The organism is Exiguobacterium sp. HSB13 (assembly GCF_056764755.1).
This window is the reverse complement of sequence record NZ_JBUZOM010000004.1, coordinates 60,301-79,825: the sequence shown is the minus strand read 5'-3', so window position 1 is coordinate 79,825 and position 19,525 is coordinate 60,301. Positions and strand designations below refer to the sequence as shown.

Sequence of the window (19,525 nt, the reverse complement as noted above, 5' to 3'; positions counted from 1 at the left end):
GGAATGCTTGTCATGAAAATGAAGTATTTCTGAAGTTTTCTAAATGTAGCTTAAGGACGAATTACAATGGGTAAATAATGATGTATGCGTTTTCGAAACATGATTCTGATGTAGAAAGGAGTAGCGTACGTGTCACTTTGGGAATGGATTTTCAGTATTGGTAGTATCTGCTGGATTGGTGAGATGATTCGTTTCCGGAATCGCTCCGAGTCTAAGTCAGGCGCAGCAGAACAAGTTAGTTTTTATTTGATTTTCCTTGTCCTAAGCGGAACGATCGTCTGCGCTTTCCTCTTTGCGAATGAAACCGTTTCTTCTGTCATGCGCATCTCTTCATGCATTTTGTTATGGTGTGGTGTTTCCTTACGTCTATGGGGAATTCTCCACTTAAAGCAACAATTCACTCGTCATGTCGTCGTGGCGTCTGGTGATCAGCTCGTCAGTAGCGGTCCCTATCGCTTTTTACGTCACCCGTTATATAGTGGATTGTTGTTGATTACGATGAGCTTCCCCTTGTTCACCGGTCAGTTCGGACTTTTCATTCTCTCTGGACTTCTGATGTTCATTTTCTTGCTCTACCGGATTCGAATCGAGGAAGCGATGTTAACGAAAGGTTTTGGACCTGCCTATACGGTATGGGCTGCGAAACGAAAACGATTGATTCCATTCATCTACTAAAGGAGAAGTGATTCATTTGAAGAAACGCGCAATTGTCATTGGAGCAGGTCTTGCTGGTATGTCTGCCGCCATTCGTTTGGCTGGAGATGGTTATGCAGTCACGATGCTTGAAAAGAATGCAAACGTCGGCGGGAAACTGAATCAACGTAGTGGAAAGGGATTTACTTTCGATACCGGTCCTTCCATCTTAACGATGCCTTGGGTACTCGAACAACTCTTCTCAAGCGTTCATCGGAACTTAGATGATTACTTAGAAATCGAGCGCATTGAACCACAATGGCGTACATTCTTTGAGGATGGAACAAAAATCGATGTCAAAGGTGACTTACCTGGAATGCTTGAAGAAGTCGAACAAGTCTCGTCACGAGCTGATTTCGTTGAATTGTTCCGGTATTCCAAACAAATGTACGACTTGTGCCTCGACAGTTTTTATAAATACAGTCTCGAAGATTTAAAGGACTTAAAAAAATACCATACAATGTCTGATTTATTAAAGATGGACCCGATGAATACGGTCGCGACCGGAACAAAGAAACACCTCAATGATCCGTATCTCGAACAGCTGTTCAACTACATGGTCATGTATGTCGGTTCCAACCCTTATCAGGCACCTGCTGTCTTCAATCAGATGATTTACGTACAAATGGGTCTCGGCATCTATTATGTCAAAGGTGGGATGTACCAAATCGCGCGTGCCATGAAACGTTTGCTTGATGAGCTCCGTGTCACGGTTCATCTCAACTCACCCGTTGAACAAATCGTCCTTGAAAATAAAAAAGCGGTCGGCGTTCTATCGAACGGAACCTTCCATGCAGCCGACATCGTTGTCTCAAACCTCGAGGTCATTCCAACTTACGAACGGATCGTACCGGAGAAGAAAGCCCGGAAACAGGCTAAGAAATTACAGGCATCGTTTGCCCCGTCCGTCTCTGGACTCGTATTACTACTCGGTGTAAATCGTGAATACAGTGGACTCGCGCATCATAATTTCTTTTTCTCGGAAAATCCGGAGCGTGAATTCGCCCAAATGTTCAAAGAAGGAACACCTCCTGAGGATCCGACGATCTATGTCGGTGTCTCATCAAAATCCGACGCCTCCCAAGCTCCTGAAGGGAAGGATAACTTATTCGTCTTGACACACGTTCCACCGCTCACACTTCAAAAAGGTGAGGTCGACTGGGATGCGTATCGTGAAGTCGTTCTCGATAAATTGGAGCGGATGGGACTTCACGGTTTGCGTGAATCGATCGAGTTCGAATATCGCTTCACTCCAGAAGATTTAAAAGAATTATACGGTCCAAACGGCGGATCGATTTATGGTGTCGCAGCCGATCGGAAGAAAAATGGTGGATTCAAGATTCCATCGAAGAGCGACTTGTACGAAGGACTTTATTTCGTCGGTGGTTCGACACACCCAGGCGGCGGTGTACCAATGGTCACCTTGTCCGGTCAATTAACAGCAGACTTGATTCGAAAACATGAAGGTGCTGTTCCTACGCCTTAAGATTTCTTTAATTACAAAAGAGACGGAAGCTGATGCACTCATCAGTTCCGTCTCTTTTTTACTTTGTATTCGTTAAAAGTGGTACGACATGAATGTCCGCCTGTTCTCCTGCTCTCACATCCATTCGACACACGGCTGGCATCGGTAAGGATTTCCAAAATGCGTGATTAAACGTCGGATCAAATGTTTCTAAGAGTAACACCATGATGTTTCCGTGTGTTCCAAGAACGACTGTTTCGTCAGGATGCTTCTCCACTAGTTCGTCGATGAATTGCCGAATGCGTTGCGACGCTTCTTTGTTCGTTTCGCCTCCGTACGGATTTTCGTTCGGATGTTGCCATACATACGTGACAGCTGCTTGAAAATCGTCAAGCGCTTCCGGTGCTAATAATCGCTCTCGTAGTTCCTCTACCTCAATGATTGGTTTTCGACGTGCCTCTGCGAGCGGTGCAACCGTCTCAATCGCCCGTCGATACGGGCTACTGTAGAATCTGTCGATTGGAATTCCTTGAAATGTTTCAAGTAAACGTCTCGCATCTGCTTGTCCTGTATCCGAAAGTGGACGTGTTCGCTCATCTGGTGAGTATGTCGAATGTGCGTGCCGTACAAAATAAAGTGTCGTCATGGCTTGAATTTCCCCTTTATTGGTGTGTCCAGCGGTATCCGATTCCGCGAACTGTTTCCAGATGCTGTTCAATCGGAAAACCGCAAACCCGTAGTTTTTCCCTTAAATGTCTGATATGCGAGTCGATTGTCCGCTCGTCTACAGACGCTTCCGCTCCCCATAACATCGTCGTTAGTTGATCGCGCGTCCAAACACGTCGTGGAGAATCTAACAATACACCTAACAATTCAAACTCTGTCTTCGTTAATAAAATCTTTTGTTGGAGGTAACTACAACGATAGCCTTCCCGGTCATAGAATAGTCCATCATACCGTTGCTGTAATAAAACTTCCATTCGCCCGATCAGTTCCCCTTCTTGAATCGGTTTTGATACGTAATCATTCGCCCCCACTTCCCGTGTCCGAATGATGTCTTCCCGCTGATTCCGAGCCGTAACCATCAAGATTGGGGTGTTAGAGTGTTCTCGAATGAGACGACAACATGTCCAGCCATCCATATCCGGCATCATGACATCTAGTAAAATCAGGTCGAATACGTGCTGACGGCAGAGATCAAGAGCTTGCTGCGCAGAATCCACAAGCTGACACGTGTACCCATACGGCTGAATATACAGTTTGAGCAGTTCAAGCATTCTCGGTTCATCATCTACGATCAATACATGCGGCATTTTATTTCTCCTTCCACTGCAGTGTCACTTGTGTTCCATGTCCAAGTTGACTCTTGATGTTCAATTCTGCTCCATGTGTCCGTGCAATTGCTTCAACGATGGAGAGTCCGATTCCAGTTCCTCCATGTTTTCGAGAACGAGATGCTTCCGTTCGGTAGAGCCGTTTCGTTACATGAGGTAAAGATTCTGCAGCGATCCCTTCTCCTGTATCTTCGATTTGAATGAAAGCCCCTACTGCGTTGACACCATAACGAACGATGATTTTTCCCGACGTCGTATGTCGACGTGCATTTTCAATGATATTCACGATCATCTGACGGAGCTGCTGAGCGTCACCCATCACTTCTAATCGCTCACCTTCTATCTCGAACGAAACATTTTCTTGTTCGATGTCTGGACGCATCAATCGTATCACTTGATGAATCAAGTCTTCGACATCAACAGGTTTTCGTTCCATCATAAAAGCATTGGCATCAATACGTGCTAGCCAAAATAATTGCTCAATCCATTCATTCATTTGCTGACTTTCTTCTCGAATGATCGTAATGTAGCGTTGTTGCTCATCCGGCGTCAACGTTTGGCGTTCGAGAATATCCGCGTATCCCTTTATATATGTCAATGGTGTGCGTAGTTCATGAGATACGCTTGCTAAAAATTCGGATCGTTCCCGATTCAAAAAATCGAGATCCTGTTTTAATTGCTGAATTGAACGCGCCAATTGTCCCAGTTCGTCTTGTCGATCAATCGGCAACTCTCCACCTTCCCCATCCAATAGACGTGCCGTCGCTTTTTCCATTTGAATCAACGGACGAGAGATGAGTCGGGTCGCCCAAATGCTTGCCGCACCTGCCAATAAAAGTGCGAGCAGACCCACTTGAAAAAATTGCTGTTTCAACGGATCAAGTACGTGATCCACAATTGCTTTAGAAGCGAACATGAAGACATGACCACGATGTTCCCCATCGATGGTGATGGGGCTGTCCGTCATTAAAAAGTCACGCATCGTCACGATTTTTCCTTGTTGACGGTAATCAAAATCCGTATGCTCTAGCACACTTTTCATCTCATTCGACAAAGGTCGTGACGCTTCGAGTTGTTTTCCATCTGCATCAGTGATCACCACAGTAAACGATGAATCTGCTTCCATCATGCTGACATGGCGCATCGTCGTTTGGTCATAGGAATCGACAAGGACATCACGATGGGTATTTCCTCGGTTCAGTAAACCGTCCACTACTTCCTGCGTTCGTGTTTGAGACAACTGATAATACAACGTCGCAAACAACACACTGCCACAAATTAAAAATGCCGCAAGCACGATTCCTCCGACCGAGTATGAAATACGACGCATGACGTTTCCTCCTTTTCTCTCCACTTTAGTATAGCGAAAAAAAACGCGATAGACGCAGGCAAACGAAACTGTCACCTTATCTGCACACGATTTGCACATACGCTGGGTATAGTAAAGAAGACTAGCGACTTCAGGAGGGATTTAATATGAAAAAATCATTGACGTTAACCGTACTTGCTCTTAGTTCTACGCTTTGGCTCGGTGCATGTGGATCCGCCAATAACGCCAATAACGATGGAAGTAATAGTGACTCACATGATATGTCACATGGAGATATGATGCATTCGAGCGACGGAAAGCTACCATCCGGTTTAAAGGAAGCCAGTGATCCGACTTATCCGAAAGGAAGCAACGTCACGTTGACGACGGATCATATGGACGGTATGGACGGAGCTAAAGCAACGATTGCGGGTGCTTATGACACCGTCGTCTATGCGATCAGTTACAAACCGACCAATGGTGGAAAGATGGTGAAAAATCATAAATGGGTCATTCAAGAAGAACTCGATCCAGTTCCAACTAAGCCACTGCAAGTTGGTGATGAAACGACTGTCAAAGCGGATCATATGAAAGGTATGGATGGAGCTAAAGCGACGATTGATGAAGTAAAAGAAACGACTGTCTATATGGTGAACTATGAACCAACGGACGGTGGAGAGATGGTGAAAAATCATAAATGGGTCACAGAGGATGAGATAAAGAAATAATAAAAAAAGCCCGCTTTTCCTATAAAGGAGAAGCGGGCTTTCGGTATGATTCTGACTGGGCTCGAACCAGCGACCTCTACCCTGTCAAGGTAGCGCTCTCCCAGCTGAGCTACAGAATCATGTTTGCAGTACGTTATGTACTTGCTAGGACATGTATTAATATATCAAGAAACTAAAAGGCTGACAAGTCTTTTTCCGAAAAAAAATAAAAAAAAAATTAAAATGGAGGAATTGAACCCCACTTCCTCCATTTTGAATGACTTACAGGAATGTTGATACTTGATCGATCGGTAAACGTAGTGCGGGACGTTTTTTCGCATCTTCGACCGCTTTACCAACAGCAATTAACATGACCGGTACATACCGTGACTCGGTGATGAACGTTTCCGCAAAACGTTGATGATCAAATCCGCCCATTGCGAGTGTTGATAATCCACGTGCTTCTGCCGCAAGCATCAATTGCATCGCAGCAAGACTCGCATTCGACATTGCCGCGTCGCGACCGTATGCTTCACTTTGATAAGCGCCCTCTACTTGTGCCTTGATCGAATCGAACAAATCCTCTGTCATGCCACCTGCTTCTACTGCCGGACCATAAACCGGATTGTAGTTTCGATTAGCTTGAAGATCACCTAAGATTGCAATGACTGCTGAAGCCGAAGTGATGGCCGGCTGATTATAAGCAATCGGTGCAAGTTGCTGCTTCGCTTCTTCCGAATGAAAGACCGTGAAATGCCAGTGTTGCAGATTCCAAGCACTCGGCGCCGCTGTCGTCCATTCTAATAGTTCTTCCACTTCCTGTTTTGAAAGCTTGAACGTTTCGTCGTAATGGCGAACGGAACGTCTTTCTGTTAAGACACGCATTGTATCAAGTGTTGCCTGTGTCATGTATAAATCCCCCTTATCATTATCAGATTACTTAGATATCGTAGCATGTCTCTTTTTCATTGTCCTCTATCAGTACTTCAAACGCCTTTACTGTTATAAAACAATTGTTGACTTTACACTTCTGTACTAATACAATGAAAACAAGATAAAAATCATTGCGTATACTTTGAAGGAGGAAAAACACATGGAACAACCCCTTTACCAAGAAGCATCTGCTGCATTCTATCGTGAACTTCCCGTCAAGACGTGTGCCCATTGCGGAAAAGAGATGGATGAACAATGTGAATCCTATCAAACGGAATGCGATGAGTGTGCTGTAACAGAACACTAATAACACATGAAACAATCACTTAATTAGTGGTTGTTTTTTTATTTCTTGCAAACTGTTTCTAAATAAACCGATGTTTTTTAGGAAAATCGATTTATCGTCATCTTTTTGTCATCTGTTTGTTACAAAAGAAACAGTCAGAATGTTACATTATCTGTATATGATATTTTTTGACAAAAGGAGCGACAGACAACGATGGATCCATTTACCTCAAGCCACGCTAACGAACTCGGTCCACGACCGCGTACAAAAAAAAGAAAATTTTTCCCACGTTTTTTCTTACTTCTCACACTTGTCTTTCTCGGAGTTGGAGGATATGTCGCTTACCGATACGTTTTTACTCCTGAGCAACAATCCATTACGACAGGTAAATCCATTACTGAAGTACCTGTCGTCAATATGGAAAAAGCACGCGTGGAAAAATGGAATGGTGTAACGAAAAAAGTCGCCTATTTAACATTCGAAGATGGTCCATCTGCATTAACACCGGACTTACTTCGAACATTGGATCAACTTCAGACTCGTGCCACTTTCTTTTATCTCGGATCACAAGTAGAGGCTTTTCCGCAAGAAGTCAAAGCTGCTGCTAAAGCTGGACACTATATCGGATTACACGGGGAAACGCATGATTACGATACATTGTACGAAAAAGGAAAGTATGTCTCAGAGATGCAAAGTGTTCAGAAGAAAATCCATGAGTTGACGAAGCTAACACCACATTTGACACGACCACCTTATGGCTCTGATCCAGGCATCACGAAAAAAATGGCATCTGCCATTCATTCAGCAGACTTTCGTGTGTGGGATTGGTCGATCGATTCAATGGACTGGTATTACAAAGATAGTGCAAAAGAAGTAGCAAATACGGTCATTCGGCGAGCAGAGCGTCCGTTTGAAATCATACTCTTACATGAACAACCACAAGCCATTAAAGCACTTCCAGCCATTGTTGCCGGACTTCAAAAAAAAGGCTATCAATTCGCGATTTATGATGAAGATTTCCATATTCCGTACAACTTCGCGCAACACTCAAATTTATAAGGAGTTACTATCCAGATGAAAAAATCATTCGTAGCAGTATTGTTCCTGTCGAGCTTCGGACTCGCTGCCTGCTCCAACGATTCACCAGCTTCTCTTCATGAACAACTAGAGCAACAAGTCGAAGGTGAAGAGAAGGCATTCACGCTAGCTGATCAACGTGCTCGTAAGGACGAAATTTCAGTTAATACGTACCAAGCCGTTCTTGATGCAGGTGCTGAAGAAATCAAACGCTCTCAAAATGAACGAGAGGAATTAGAAGCCTTAAATGACGAACGGCTTGCTCTATTAAAACAAGAAGACACGTTACGTAAAGAAATGTACGCTACACTCGATCTTGAAGAATTGAAGGATGCTGTCAACAAGCTTGATGGTAAAGCAAAAACAGAAGGAACTGCCTTAGTGGCAATCATCAAGGAACGCCAGCAGACGTTTCAAACGTTCTCGAAAACTTATCGACAAGCGATGGACGCTGAAAAGAAAGTGCTTTCACGCTTGACGAAAAAACCGGATTTCGTTAAGATTGATGAGTCAACAGCGGATTTAAATCGTTTAACACGGAAAGCTACCGCGTCATTAAAGAAGTGGAATGCGCTGACCGTTCAATATAATCAAACGAAAACCCGGCTGTATCGTTTGCTCGACACATCAACTCAATAAATCACACAGGTTGCAACCAAACCCTGTCCAAAAAACCTGGACAAGGCCCCGTTGCAACCTTTTTTGCGTGGTTTTTACTAAAAATGGAGGGAATTTATTCATGCATCGCTCAAAAGCAACTTTATTCGTTCTCATCGGCGCTATCAGTTATGGTGTCCTCTCAACGATCGTCAAACTCGCTTATGCCGCTGGATTCAACTCAGCAGCCGTTTCAGGTAGCCAATTTTTCTTCGGCTGGCTCATGATTTTCGGACTTGCCTTATTTACGAAAAACCTTCGTCTCGATCTCAAAACAGCTGGTATTCTCATGCTGATTGGCATTTCAAGCGGTACAACCGGTTATCTCTATTACCAAAGTCTTCAGACCGTATCGGCATCCGTTGCGATCATTCTCTTATTCCAATTCACTTGGATTGGTGTCATCATTGATGCTCTCGCATTCAAACGTTTACCATCTCGCGCACACTTCCTGTCTGCGATTCTACTGATTGGTGGAGCCATTCTCGCGAGTGCTGCTTACTCGAGCCCACTCGACCTGCGTGGAACATTATTCGGTCTTGGAGCGGCTGTTAGTTTCTCGATTTTCCTACTCGCCAGTGGACGCGTTGCCAATCATCTACCCGTCATAAAGAAAAGCTTCTATATGATGACAGGTGGTCTTGCTTTCGTCATGATCATGTATCCACCGACGACGTTCTTGTCTTCTGCGAATTTCGAAAACGGTCTTCTTCTGTATGCAATTCCACTCGGTCTATTCGCGCTGATTTTGCCACCACTCTTATTTGCTGCGGGTGCGCCTCATTTGTCTCCAGCCAGCGTCTCTTTACTGGGTGCGGCAGAATTACCGACAGCAGTCATCTGTTCTGTATTGATTTTAGGTGAACATCTGATGAGCTCTCAATGGATTGGAATCGTCATCATCTTGATTGGAATCTTTTATCCGATCTATCGGTCAAGCAAAACAGCACCTGTTGCGAACGTACAGCAAAACGACCTTTCCTAAGCTCAGGAAAGGTCGTTTTTTCTTTACTTCTGTCGCTTCATCGCATCCGCAACGAATTCAACATCTGTGCCGATGATGATTTGAACACTTGTCGCACCCATCTTCATGACACCTTTTGCTCCAGCCGCTTTAATCGCTGCTTCATCAATGATACTTGGATCCTTGACTTGGAGACGTAAGCGTGTCGCACAGTTATCAATCGACGTGACGTTGTCTGTTCCTTTCAATCCGGCAAAAATTTGAGCTGCTTGTTGTTCATATTTATCGTCTGAGTCTGTCAGAACGACTCCCGTGTCTGTGACGAGCGATTCATCTTCGCGACCTGGTGTCTTCAGATCAAATTTCGTGATCATGAAGTAGAATAGGAAGTAATAGACGACCGCGAACGCGAGACCAACCGGGATGAGAAGTAATGGTTTTGTGGCAATCCCGAAGTTCAAGGCATAATCAATGAAACCAGCCGAGAAGGAGAAGCCATGTAAAATACCGAGTAAGTTAACGATGGCCATCGATAGACCTGTTAAAACTGCATGAATGACATATAAAACAGGTGATAAGAACATAAACGAGAACTCGATTGGTTCCGTGATCCCTGTCAAGAAGGACGTCAGTCCAAGACCAATCATCGCTCCAGCAACTGCTTTTCGATTTTCTTTACGCGCAGCCATGACAATCGCAAAAGCTGCAGCCGGTAAGGCAAACATCATAATTGGGAAGAAGCCCGCTTGATAAATCCCAGCTGTCGGATCTCCAGCGAAGAAGCGTGCGATGTCGCCATTCGCGACTGTACCATCTGCTTTTTCATATGAACCGAAGACGAACCAGAAAATATTATTCAAGACGTGGTGTAAGCCGACAGGAATCAAGAGACGGTTAAAGAATCCAAACAGAGCAGCGCCTCCTGCACCAAGACCAACCATCCATTCACCAGCACCGTTGATGCCTTGCTCGATGAACGGCCAGACATAACCAAAAATGAAAGCAAGTACGAGCATGACCGCTGATGTAATGATTGGAACGAAACGACGACCACCGAAGAATGCTAACCAATCCGGTAACTTAATGTTGTAGAACCGATTGTATAGAAGTCCTGCGACGATACCCGCGATGATTCCACCGAATACCGCCATATTAACGGTCGATCCGAGTGTCGCCTGATTCGCGATCGAACCAAGTGTCGCTCCGTCGACCTTGGTCGAGGAATCATTGACGATTGCGGCAATCGCATCATATTTTGCTTGAATCTGTGCACTGGAATACTCCTTGTTCATCGAGTCAACGCCGTTCTTTAAGACGAGATACCCAATGGCTCCAGCAAGACCCGCTGCCCCACTTGCATCGATCGATAGACCAATGGCGACACCGATGGCAAATATTAATGGAAGGTTATCAAAAATAGCCCCTCCTGCTGCTACCATCAACGGAATATCTAGCATATCCGCCGAACCTAACCGGAGCACGATCCCCGCAGCCGGTAATACTGCGATTGGTAGCATCAAGGCTTTACCAATTCGTTGTAGAAACTGCAACATACCTTTCACCCTTTCCTGAATAAAACGATAATGACAGAACAATGTAAACGCTTTTACGTTTTTTATTATTCCACATAAACAACTAAATGACTAGACCTTTATACAAATTATTTCTCATCTTTTTAGTTGATACAAAATTTCATTATAGCAGACGCTAAAAACCGGACTAGAGCGTTTACTCAGTCCGGTTTTATTTATTTAGTTAAGACAGCATTAGCGACGATTCGTATCTTCGAAATTTTGTTGGACGTTTCCGACTGTTTTCTTCGCCTCGCCTTTTACTTGATCTTTTTTACCTTCACGTTCTGTTGATTTATCGCCTGTTGCTTTCCCGAGCGCTTCTTTCGCTTTACCTGCTACTTTATCGACGAGACCATCTGCTTTTTTATTGAGACCACTGTTGTTTGACATAACCATTACCCCCATTTAAAAGTTTTTTTTGCGATAGTTGTCTGTTCCCTTGTCACTGATTTTCAAACGTTTCTTGTATCAAAATCGACACTTACCTAAACAAAAACAACAGTGAACATCTTGTCCACTGTTGTTCGATGAATCTATTCATTTACTGGGCGACGGAAACACCTAACACTTGTTCAATCCGTTCGAACGCCCAGTCCAACTCTTCTTTTGTAATGACGAGCGGTGGTGCAAAGCGAATGACTGTCTCGTGTGTTTCTTTACAGAGCAAGCCTTTTTCTTTCAACGCTTCGCAATATGGTCGTGCTGCTTCTGTGAGTTCAACACCAATGAACAATCCACGACCACGTACTTCTTTAATCATCGGGTTGTTGATTTGTTTTAATTTCTCCATGAAATACGTACCGAGTTCGAGTGAACGTTCCGGTAACTTTTCGTCTTCTAATACTTCAAGTGAAGCAATCGAGACGGCACAAGCGAGTGGATTGCCACCAAACGTCGAGCCGTGTGAGCCTGGATTGAAGACGGAAAGGACATCTTTATTTGCAGCCACACATGAGATTGGGAATACACCACCACCCAGTGCTTTACCAAGAATGTACATGTCTGGCGTCACTTCATCCCAATCAGAAGCAAACCATTTACCGGAACGACCGAGTCCAGATTGAATCTCATCCGATACGAGCAGAACATTCTGCGCACGACAGACTTCTTGTGCGTCCTTTAAGAAACCATCGTAAGGAATTAAGATGCCTGCTTCGCCTTGAATCGGTTCCAAGATGAATGCCGCTGTATTTTCAGTGATTGCCTGTTTTAATGCCTCAAGATCGCCGTATGGAATCGTCTTGATTCCAGGAAGAAGCGGTCCAAATCCCCTTTGGTATTCTGCTTCCGTCGACATCGAAACAGCTGTCATCGTCCGACCATGGAAGTTTCCTTCACAAACGATGATTTCAGCATCACCTGGGATTTGTTTGACTTCATATGCCCAGCGTCGTGCTGCTTTCACTGCTGTCTCGACAGCTTCCGCACCCGTGTTCATCGGTAATACCATATCTTTTCCCGTCAATTGTGCTACTTTTTCATAGAAGAAGCCCAGTTGATCATTATGGAAGGCGCGTGACGTCAAAGTAATCTTATCTGCCTGACGTTTGAGAGCGTCGATGATCTTTGGATGACGATGTCCTTGGTTAACGGCTGAATAGGCACTCAGCATATCCATATAACGACGTCCTTCAGGATCCGTAACGAATACACCCTCCGCCTCTGAGATGACGATCGGGAGTGGATGGTAGTTATGTGCTCCGAACTGTTCTGTCTGTTGAATGATTTTCTCTGTTTGATTCATCGAAATTCCCCCTCATAACTCTTTGGAAAACGCTTTCAATGTTATTATAGCAGATTTTTTCATAGAATCTTCACTTAAAAAGTATCCAAGCGAAAGGATTCTAATGCGTAATAATTGAATATATTGGGAAAAGATAAGACAAGTGAACCGTCATCTCTTTTCATTATAAAGGAGCGTGCGCACGTAATGGACCGTTCGACCATTGATTCCTATGAAGTCGTCATTCAAGAATTCCCTTTACCCGCTTTCATATTGAATACTGATTTGATCATCCGCTCTTGGAATAATCTAGCCGAACAGCAATGGGGCTGGACACAACAGGAAGTCGTGGGTCAGACTGTTCCACTTCTTGAACGGGAAGACATGGCATTCAGTCAACAGATTTGGCATGCCTTCTTGGAGCGCCGTCAATCCGTCCAATTACCGAATGCCTCCTTGTTGCATAAGACGGGCACTTCTGTAACGTCAACTCTCCTTCTGTCTCCTTTACTTGATCATACAGGAACCGTTATTGCCGCTTTTGCTTGCTGTATCCCTTCAGCTGAGCAACAAACGAACATGAAACCACTCTTCCAAGGATTGATGGATTTGCGTCATGCATTCGATCAGATTGCTTCTGTCGCCGTCTTCGATGCACGGGGAACGATCACGTACGTGAATGATCAACTCATCGATGTGACAGGATATTGCTCTGAGATGCTTCTCAACCAGCCTTGGTCACTCATCCTAGATCCATCCAGTCCCGTCGTTTCGGGGATTCGTGCACAACTTCGTGAACGAAAAGCATGGTCTGGTCGCCTTAGCCTCACTTCGCAAACGGGCGAACGAAAACATCTCCAAGCGACGCTCATTCCGATCTATGATGCAAACGGTGTTCGTTTTCAGCACCTGTTCATCGGCAACGATATCACGGAAACAGCGGTGCTTGAAGAAGAACTCGATTTTTTAGTGCATCATCATGAGATGACGCATTTATTAAATAAACGTGGATTTTTACGCGAAGGTGAAGCATTATTCCGCTCTGCTGCGTCGCATGATCCGATTGCCCTCATCTTGTTCGATATCGATCGTTTCAAAGTGATCAACGACTCGTTTGGAACACACGTCGGTGATCAACTACTTCAAGCAATGGCAACGCGCCTTTTGCAACATACGACAGGTATACTCGCTTTTCATCCGACGAGTGATCTATTCGGCGTCTTGTTACCTGCACCGTCGAGCAATCTGCTTTTCCAATATGCTCGGAAATTACAACAAGCACTGCAACGTCCTTATTACATCAATGGTCACTCACTGATCGTTTCTTGTACGTTCGGGATCACCGTCTATCCGTCCGAAGCCAAAACACTGGAGGATTTATATCGCCGGTCGGAAACAGCTCTATACGCAGGAAAATCAATTGGTACCGGAACGATTCAGTACTTAACACACGAGATGGACACACAATTCACACGTAAAATCCAACTCGAACGATCCCTCTTCACGGCACTCGAAGATCAATCCTTATATCTTGCTTATCAACCAATCATTGAACTTCAGACACAAGCCGTTAAAGGCTTCGAAGCGTTATTACGCTGGAATCACACGGCACTCGGGAGTATTCCACCAGATGAATTCATTCCACTCGCTGAAGAAGCTTCACTGATCACACCAATCAACAACTGGGTCATCATTGAAGCATGTGAACAGCTCGCGAAGTGGCAACAGACAATTGACCCTAAACTGACGATGGCAATCAACATTTCACCGCATCAGTTCCAAAGCGACTCCTTTATTCGAACGCTGCAACATATCGTAACGGAGCGACTCGTTTCACCATCTTCCGTTACGTTGGAGATGACAGAGAATATTGCGATCTTACAGACACAACGAACGGTCGAACGCATGCACCTCATCAAGTCGCTCGGCTTTCGTTTATCGATCGATGATTTCGGTACCGGTTATTCTTCTTTGCAGTATCTCAGTGCTTTTCCAATCGACGAATTAAAAATCGATAAAGTATTCATCGATGGTCTAGCGACAAATGACCACGCCTTGCTCGATTCCATCATTCAACTTGGTCACAACTTAGAGTTGAATCTTGTCGCTGAAGGTGTTGAGACAGAACACGCGTTAGATTATCTAAAAACGACATCGTGTCAGCATATGCAAGGGTTCATTTTCTCTGAACCTCTATCTGTACAGGATGTCGAAAAACGATTCTTAGCACCTTAATCAAAAAAGAAGTCACGGTGGATGAAAATCACCGTGACTTCTTTTGCATATCGTTTCTTACAATTGAATTTCTCCTACAACCATTCCGTAAACGGCTACTCCTGCTAAGACAACGAGGATCATACTAGCAATCCACTCATAACGTGACATGCCCGTCCGTTGCTGTTCTCGCTCTGCTAAAGCGTACGCAAGAATACCTGGAGCATAGACTAATGCCGCGATGACGATGTACCAGATACCCGACGCATAGACGAGCCAAATCGAATACGCTGATGCGATGATGGAGAAAAGTAACATTTTCTGATTGCGCTCTTCTCGCGATGTCCGAATGCTATACAATGCTGATAACAAATACGGTAATAACGCACAAATCCCAGCGATACTCGACAGGACAAGATAGGTTTGCGCTGAGAAAAGCGCGATTCCTGCGACAACTTGTGTCGCGATTTGTGTAATCAACAGCGCGCCGACTGGAGCACCTTTCCGATTCGTTTTTGCGAATGCTTTCGGAAATGCACCGTCTTTTGCCACAAGATACGAAATCTCCGATGCGAGAATCGTCCATCCGAGAAGTGCACCGGATAGTGAGATAATCAAACCGATCATGATGATCGTCGCACCGATTGGTCCAATCGCTGCCTCTAATACATATGCCATCGTCGGTTCTTTTAATCCAGCTAGTTGTTCTTGACTGAGCACTCCTAGTGATAGAACGGAAATTAAGATATAGATGACTAGAACGCCAACAAGTCCTGTTACTGTCGCCTTCCCGACATCACTTCGGTTTTTGGCACGGCTTGATAAGACGACAGCACCTTCGATACCGACGAAAGCCCATAGTGTGACGAGCATCGTTCCTTTTACTTGATCAAAAATCGAACCGAGTTCTGTTCCCTCTCCCCAAATATCCAAATTAAACGTTTTGATATTAAAAGCAATTCCTACTAGAAGAATGAAGATCAAGATTGGAACGAGCTTTGCGATCGTCGTAATCAAATTGACCAGCGTCGCTTCCTTGATTCCGCTCGAGACGAGCCAGAACAATCCCCAGATGACGACCATACTCATCAAAAGAAGGAATATTCGATTTTCTGCTGCGAAAATCGGGAAGAAATAACTAATCGCATTGAACACGAGCGTGATATTCGCAACTGTTCCGATCCACGCCGATACCCAGTATCCCCAAGCGCTGTTAAAACCGACGAAACGTCCGAACCCTTCACGCGCGTAGGCATAGATACCGCCTTCAAGCTCTGGTTTACTATTGGCGAGATGTTGGAATACTAGAGCGAGCATGATCATCCCAATCCCCGTTATACTCCATCCGATGAGGATAGGTCCTGCACTTGCACTTTGGGCCATTGCACCAGGAAGGTTGAAAGCTCCTCCACCGACCATGGAACCGATGACCATTGCAGCGAGCGCAAAGAATCCGATTTTTTGTTGATTCATGATGAGACACTTCCTTTTTCGTATATCTATTACATCTTACGTATATTCATTCGAAAGACACAAAAGTCATTATAACAAATCACCTTTTAAAGTAAAGAAAGGATTTGAGACGAATGAACTGGATTCATGTATTTCAGCTCGAAGACCTTCTAAAACTCCTGTTAGCCGCTACACTTGGAATTTTCATCGGATTCGAGCGTGAAATCAAAAATAAGCCGGTTGGTATACGCACTAGCCTCGTAATTACCCTGATCAGTTGCCTGTTAACCATCGTTTCCATCAAATCGGTCTTACTCTACCATGACATGGCGACGAATGTTCAGATGGATCCGATGCGTCTCGTCGCCCAAATCATTACCGGAATTGGTTTTATCGGCGCTGGTGTCATCTTACGTCGACCGCATGATATCGTCAGCGGATTAACGACTGCCGCTATTATTTGGAGTGCAAGCGGGATTGGAATCGCTGTCGGTGCAGGTTTCATCTGGGAGTCGATTTTTCTCGTTCTCTTTCTCTTCCTCTTACTGGAAGGTTTAACTCGGATGATGGGGCGTATCAACAATAGTCGGTTCGAAGCAAATGTCCTCGTTGCGCATCTCTTACTTCCTTCCGGACTTGATCCGACGGACATTGTTTTTGCTCTTGAGCGTAAAGGTGTACGTATTACGAATATGCGTTTACGTGGTAATCCCGTTCGATTGACGTTACGAATGTATTCCCCACATACGTTGACCTTATTCCTACTTTATGACTATTTGAAATCGCTTGGAATTGAGGATATAGACCTTGATCAGTGAGAATTATCTGAAAATTTATGTTGCATTTTTAATCACTTTCACTTAAATTAACAATATGTTCACATTTTTCTGAAATATTTAACACTAACTCTCGGGGGGTCATCGTTCCATGAATAAACCATCGAAAATCGCTTTTGCTGGACTTTCCAGCATCGCGCTTCTTGCTGTCGCTGCATGCGGGCAAGGAAATGACGAAAACACAAGCGGATCAGATTCGAAAAACAAAAAAAAGGAAGTCACACTCGTTTCGACGACGGATGTACCTCAGCTAGATCCGACGAAAACGACGGACTCGACTTCCATCATCGTCACGAACAACGTCTTCGAAGGGCTATATCGTCTTGATGGTGATAACAAACCAACACCTGGAATCGCGGAAAGCGTCGAAGTGTCGGAAGATAAAAAAACATATACATTCAAACTGCGTAAAGATGCGAAGTGGTCAGATGGATCAGCCGTCACAGCAGATGATTTCATCTATGCTTGGAAACGCGCACTTGATCCGAAGACAGCAGCAGAATACGCGTACATTCTACAAGATTTAAAGAACGCCAACAAAATCATGTCTGGCGACGCTGAACTTGATGAGCTCGGTGTCAAGAAAGTCGACGAGCAGACACTTGAAGTCCAACTTGAAGCTCCAGCACCTTACTTCCTTGGTTTGACAAGTTTCCCAACTTACTTACCATTAAAACAATCATTCGTCGAAGATAAAGGCGATAAGTTCGCGACAAGTGTTGATACAATGGTCTTCAACGGACCTTTTGTCCTCGATAAGTGGCAAGCGAATGCTGGCTGGACATACAAGAAAAATCCAGATTACTGGGATAAAGCGAATGTCAAGATGGATAAAATCGATGTCAAGGTCGTCAAAGAAATCTCAACTGGCGTCAACCTTTTCGAAGCGAAAGAAGTCGATTTCGCACCAATTACGTCTGAATTCGTTTCGCAGTATGAAAAATCAGATGATTACAAGACGCGTCCAGATGCTCGGATCAACTTCCTTCGCTTTAACCAAAAGAATAAAGCATTGAAGAATAAAAACATTCGAAAAGCACTCGCGCTTGGCTTTGAGAAACAAGGGATTACAGATGTCATCCTAAATGATGGATCAAAACCTGCAAACTTCATCGTCGCGAAAGACTTCACGTTTACACCAGATGGGGAAGACTTCCGCGCGAAATATCCAGATCTTCAAAGCTACGATGCTGACGCCGCGAAAAAAGCTTGGGATGCTGGCTTGAAGGAACTTGGTGTGAAAACAGTTGAACTCAGTATGCTCTCACGAGATGAAGATGCCTTCAAGAAGGTTTCTGAGTACTTAAAAGGAGATCTTGAGAAACACCTGCCTGGTTTGACGATCAAAATCAAACAACAACCATTCAAAAACTTCCTCGAACTCGAATCGAAGGGAGATTACGATATCTCTGCGGCTGGTTGGGGACCTGACTACCAGGATCCAATGACGTTCCTCGATATGTGGTTAACGGATGGAAGCTTCAACCGGATGGAATACTCGAACAAAAAGTTCGATGATCTCATCAAGGGAGCAAAACAACAAGCAGATGAAGCGAAACGTTGGTCGGACATGCAAGAAGCTGAAAAAATGCTGTTGACAGAAGACTACGCCATCGCACCAATCTACCAAAAAGGGGAAGCTTACTTACAACGGACAAACATTGATAAATTGTACCGTCACCCATTCGGTGCCGATATGAGCTTTAAATGGATGGAAGTAAAATAACCCTTTAAAACATTGATGAACAAGTAGCGGACCTCGTTCCCTACTTGTTTTTTTATTTCCAGACGACATTCTCAAAAAACAACAAAGACCCCTTCTGACGGAGCCATCGGGGGTCTTTACTGTGCAATTTGTTTGTAAAAAGCAATCTCTTCATCTTGTCCTTCCTCAACTGCTCGGAAGAATTCAGCGAAGTAAGCATAAAGAACGGTGCGTTCCTCATATGTCGGTCGAGCTTGACGAATGACGGAGAATGCAAGATTTCGCAACTGACGTTTCGTTCTTCGATGTGTCGGTAGGGCATGAAATTGACGCGTGAATGAACGGTAGACATCGGCAATCAAGGCTTCATGTCCTTCAAAATAGGTCTTATCCATAATGATGATCTCCTTTCTAATCTTGTTGTCCTACTGTTTTCTACGACCCTTCTAGATAAAAGTTTCATAGAAAGTGAGATTTCTCACAAACGATATAGAACTTACTATAACAAGCTTTCCAAAATGATTCAACATCCAAACTATTAAGTTTCATTAAGGATTTTTAGCCGTTTTGTAAAGTGGCTTTTTTTTGATTTTATC

19 protein-coding genes and 1 tRNA gene are annotated in these 19,525 nt (G+C 44.3%); 10 read left to right on the top strand and 10 right to left on the bottom strand.

What is annotated here, in order from left to right; all coding sequences use genetic code 11:
* Positions 1-129: 129 nt before the first annotated feature.
* Positions 130-675 carry a methyltransferase family protein gene (locus ACZGCQ_RS15225; RefSeq protein WP_023467151.1) on the top strand — a complete coding sequence of 182 codons (546 nt, stop codon included), beginning with the start codon at positions 130-132 and terminating at the stop codon, positions 673-675.
* A gap of 16 nt (positions 676-691) precedes the next feature.
* Positions 692-2,179 (top strand): phytoene desaturase family protein, encoded by a 1,488-nt coding sequence (locus ACZGCQ_RS15220; protein WP_238238822.1) that lies wholly within the window; start codon positions 692-694, stop codon positions 2,177-2,179.
* A 58-nt stretch (positions 2,180-2,237) separates the two neighbouring features.
* On the opposite strand, the gene ACZGCQ_RS15215 is transcribed toward ACZGCQ_RS15220, so the two are convergent.
* The 3 genes from ACZGCQ_RS15215 to ACZGCQ_RS15205 are packed head-to-tail and all read right to left on the bottom strand — an operon-like array spanning position 2,238 to position 4,822.
* Positions 2,238-2,804 (bottom strand): histidine phosphatase family protein, encoded by a 567-nt coding sequence (locus ACZGCQ_RS15215; protein ID WP_481266758.1) that lies wholly within the window; start codon positions 2,802-2,804, stop codon positions 2,238-2,240.
* Between the two features lie 16 nt (positions 2,805-2,820).
* Positions 2,821-3,471, bottom strand: coding sequence for a response regulator transcription factor (locus tag ACZGCQ_RS15210; RefSeq protein ID WP_481266757.1), 651 nt, complete (start codon positions 3,469-3,471; stop codon positions 2,821-2,823).
* A gap of 1 nt (position 3,472) precedes the next feature.
* Positions 3,473-4,822, bottom strand: a complete 1,350-nt coding sequence (locus ACZGCQ_RS15205) for a sensor histidine kinase (protein ID WP_481266756.1) — start codon at positions 4,820-4,822, stop codon at positions 3,473-3,475.
* 146 nt (positions 4,823-4,968) lie between these two features.
* Here ACZGCQ_RS15205 and ACZGCQ_RS15200 point away from each other — a divergent pair, with 146 nt between their 5' ends.
* Positions 4,969-5,529: a YdhK family protein gene (locus ACZGCQ_RS15200; protein WP_058703727.1), complete on the top strand. Its 561-nt coding sequence runs from the start codon at positions 4,969-4,971 to the stop codon at positions 5,527-5,529.
* 46 nt (positions 5,530-5,575) lie between these two features.
* On the opposite strand, the gene ACZGCQ_RS15195 is transcribed toward ACZGCQ_RS15200, so the two are convergent.
* Together ACZGCQ_RS15195 and ACZGCQ_RS15190 are read right to left on the bottom strand one after the other, a co-directional pair.
* Positions 5,576-5,648, bottom strand: a tRNA-Val gene (locus tag ACZGCQ_RS15195).
* A 142-nt stretch (positions 5,649-5,790) separates the two neighbouring features.
* Complete coding sequence (locus tag ACZGCQ_RS15190) at positions 5,791-6,417, bottom strand: nitroreductase family protein (protein ID WP_481266755.1); 627 nt, start codon at positions 6,415-6,417, stop codon at positions 5,791-5,793.
* Positions 6,418-6,601: 184 nt separating this feature from the next.
* Here ACZGCQ_RS15190 and yhfH point away from each other — a divergent pair, with 184 nt between their 5' ends.
* From yhfH to ACZGCQ_RS15170, 4 genes are all read left to right on the top strand, one after another.
* Entirely contained in the window at positions 6,602-6,748 is a 147-nt protein-coding gene (yhfH, locus tag ACZGCQ_RS15185) for a protein YhfH (protein ID WP_064505459.1), read from the top strand.
* Between the two features lie 192 nt (positions 6,749-6,940).
* Positions 6,941-7,786, top strand: a complete 846-nt coding sequence (locus ACZGCQ_RS15180) for a polysaccharide deacetylase family protein (protein WP_481266754.1) — start codon at positions 6,941-6,943, stop codon at positions 7,784-7,786.
* A gap of 15 nt (positions 7,787-7,801) precedes the next feature.
* Positions 7,802-8,443, top strand: a complete 642-nt coding sequence (locus ACZGCQ_RS15175; RefSeq protein ID WP_481266753.1) for a YkyA family protein — start codon at positions 7,802-7,804, stop codon at positions 8,441-8,443.
* A gap of 100 nt (positions 8,444-8,543) precedes the next feature.
* Entirely contained in the window at positions 8,544-9,446 is a 903-nt protein-coding gene (locus ACZGCQ_RS15170) for an EamA family transporter (RefSeq protein ID WP_481266752.1), read from the top strand.
* Between the two features lie 23 nt (positions 9,447-9,469).
* On the opposite strand, the gene nagE is transcribed toward ACZGCQ_RS15170, so the two are convergent.
* From nagE to ACZGCQ_RS15155, 3 genes are all read right to left on the bottom strand, one after another.
* Positions 9,470-10,978 (bottom strand): N-acetylglucosamine-specific PTS transporter subunit IIBC, encoded by a 1,509-nt coding sequence (nagE, locus tag ACZGCQ_RS15165; protein WP_029340789.1) that lies wholly within the window; start codon positions 10,976-10,978, stop codon positions 9,470-9,472.
* A 213-nt stretch (positions 10,979-11,191) separates the two neighbouring features.
* Positions 11,192-11,389, bottom strand: coding sequence for a CsbD family protein (locus tag ACZGCQ_RS15160; RefSeq protein ID WP_149426819.1), 198 nt, complete (start codon positions 11,387-11,389; stop codon positions 11,192-11,194).
* A 151-nt stretch (positions 11,390-11,540) separates the two neighbouring features.
* On the bottom strand, positions 11,541-12,743 hold the full coding sequence (locus ACZGCQ_RS15155) for an ornithine--oxo-acid transaminase (RefSeq protein ID WP_029340787.1): 1,203 nt from the start codon (positions 12,741-12,743) through the stop codon (positions 11,541-11,543).
* A 186-nt stretch (positions 12,744-12,929) separates the two neighbouring features.
* Between ACZGCQ_RS15155 and ACZGCQ_RS15150 the strand changes: the two genes are divergently transcribed.
* Complete coding sequence (locus tag ACZGCQ_RS15150) at positions 12,930-14,957, top strand: putative bifunctional diguanylate cyclase/phosphodiesterase (RefSeq protein WP_481266751.1); 2,028 nt, start codon at positions 12,930-12,932, stop codon at positions 14,955-14,957.
* Positions 14,958-15,014: 57 nt separating this feature from the next.
* On the opposite strand, the gene ACZGCQ_RS15145 is transcribed toward ACZGCQ_RS15150, so the two are convergent.
* A complete protein-coding gene (locus ACZGCQ_RS15145; protein ID WP_481266830.1) occupies positions 15,015-16,412 on the bottom strand; it encodes a basic amino acid/polyamine antiporter in 1,398 nt (465 codons plus the stop codon).
* A gap of 110 nt (positions 16,413-16,522) precedes the next feature.
* On the opposite strand from ACZGCQ_RS15145, the gene ACZGCQ_RS15140 reads away from it, so the two are divergent.
* The gene (locus tag ACZGCQ_RS15140) at positions 16,523-17,206 is read left to right on the top strand and encodes an MgtC/SapB family protein (protein WP_481266750.1); all 684 of its coding nucleotides are present in this window, start codon (positions 16,523-16,525) and stop codon (positions 17,204-17,206) included.
* 109 nt (positions 17,207-17,315) lie between these two features.
* On the top strand, positions 17,316-18,950 hold the full coding sequence (locus ACZGCQ_RS15135; RefSeq protein WP_195865865.1) for a peptide ABC transporter substrate-binding protein: 1,635 nt from the start codon (positions 17,316-17,318) through the stop codon (positions 18,948-18,950).
* 116 nt (positions 18,951-19,066) lie between these two features.
* Here the strand turns inward: ACZGCQ_RS15135 and ACZGCQ_RS15130 are convergent, their stop codons facing one another.
* Positions 19,067-19,324: a hypothetical protein gene (locus ACZGCQ_RS15130; RefSeq protein WP_023467133.1), complete on the bottom strand. Its 258-nt coding sequence runs from the start codon at positions 19,322-19,324 to the stop codon at positions 19,067-19,069.
* Positions 19,325-19,525: the final 201 nt, after the last annotated feature.

Excerpts from the sequence above, each read along its gene's own strand:
- ACZGCQ_RS15135 (WP_195865865.1), top strand. The coding sequence starts at position 17,316 with ATGAATAAACCATCGAAAATCGCTTTTGCTGGACTTTCCAGCATCGCG.
- yhfH (WP_064505459.1), top strand. The coding sequence starts at position 6,602 with ATGGAACAACCCCTTTACCAAGAAGCATCTGCTGCATTCTATCGTGAA.
- ACZGCQ_RS15210 (WP_481266757.1), bottom strand. The coding sequence starts at position 3,471 with ATGCCGCATGTATTGATCGTAGATGATGAACCGAGAATGCTTGAACTG.
- ACZGCQ_RS15130 (WP_023467133.1), bottom strand. The coding sequence starts at position 19,324 with ATGGATAAGACCTATTTTGAAGGACATGAAGCCTTGATTGCCGATGTC.
- ACZGCQ_RS15215 (WP_481266758.1), bottom strand. The coding sequence starts at position 2,804 with ATGACGACACTTTATTTTGTACGGCACGCACATTCGACATACTCACCA.
- ACZGCQ_RS15140 (WP_481266750.1), top strand. The coding sequence starts at position 16,523 with ATGAACTGGATTCATGTATTTCAGCTCGAAGACCTTCTAAAACTCCTG.
- ACZGCQ_RS15180 (WP_481266754.1), top strand. The coding sequence starts at position 6,941 with ATGGATCCATTTACCTCAAGCCACGCTAACGAACTCGGTCCACGACCG.
- nagE (WP_029340789.1), bottom strand. The coding sequence starts at position 10,978 with ATGTTGCAGTTTCTACAACGAATTGGTAAAGCCTTGATGCTACCAATC.
- ACZGCQ_RS15190 (WP_481266755.1), bottom strand. The coding sequence starts at position 6,417 with ATGACACAGGCAACACTTGATACAATGCGTGTCTTAACAGAAAGACGT.
- ACZGCQ_RS15150 (WP_481266751.1), top strand. The coding sequence starts at position 12,930 with ATGGACCGTTCGACCATTGATTCCTATGAAGTCGTCATTCAAGAATTC.
- ACZGCQ_RS15160 (WP_149426819.1), bottom strand. The coding sequence starts at position 11,389 with ATGTCAAACAACAGTGGTCTCAATAAAAAAGCAGATGGTCTCGTCGAT.
- ACZGCQ_RS15155 (WP_029340787.1), bottom strand. The coding sequence starts at position 12,743 with ATGAATCAAACAGAGAAAATCATTCAACAGACAGAACAGTTCGGAGCA.
- ACZGCQ_RS15200 (WP_058703727.1), top strand. The coding sequence starts at position 4,969 with ATGAAAAAATCATTGACGTTAACCGTACTTGCTCTTAGTTCTACGCTT.
- ACZGCQ_RS15170 (WP_481266752.1), top strand. The coding sequence starts at position 8,544 with ATGCATCGCTCAAAAGCAACTTTATTCGTTCTCATCGGCGCTATCAGT.
- ACZGCQ_RS15205 (WP_481266756.1), bottom strand. The coding sequence starts at position 4,822 with ATGCGTCGTATTTCATACTCGGTCGGAGGAATCGTGCTTGCGGCATTT.
- ACZGCQ_RS15175 (WP_481266753.1), top strand. The coding sequence starts at position 7,802 with ATGAAAAAATCATTCGTAGCAGTATTGTTCCTGTCGAGCTTCGGACTC.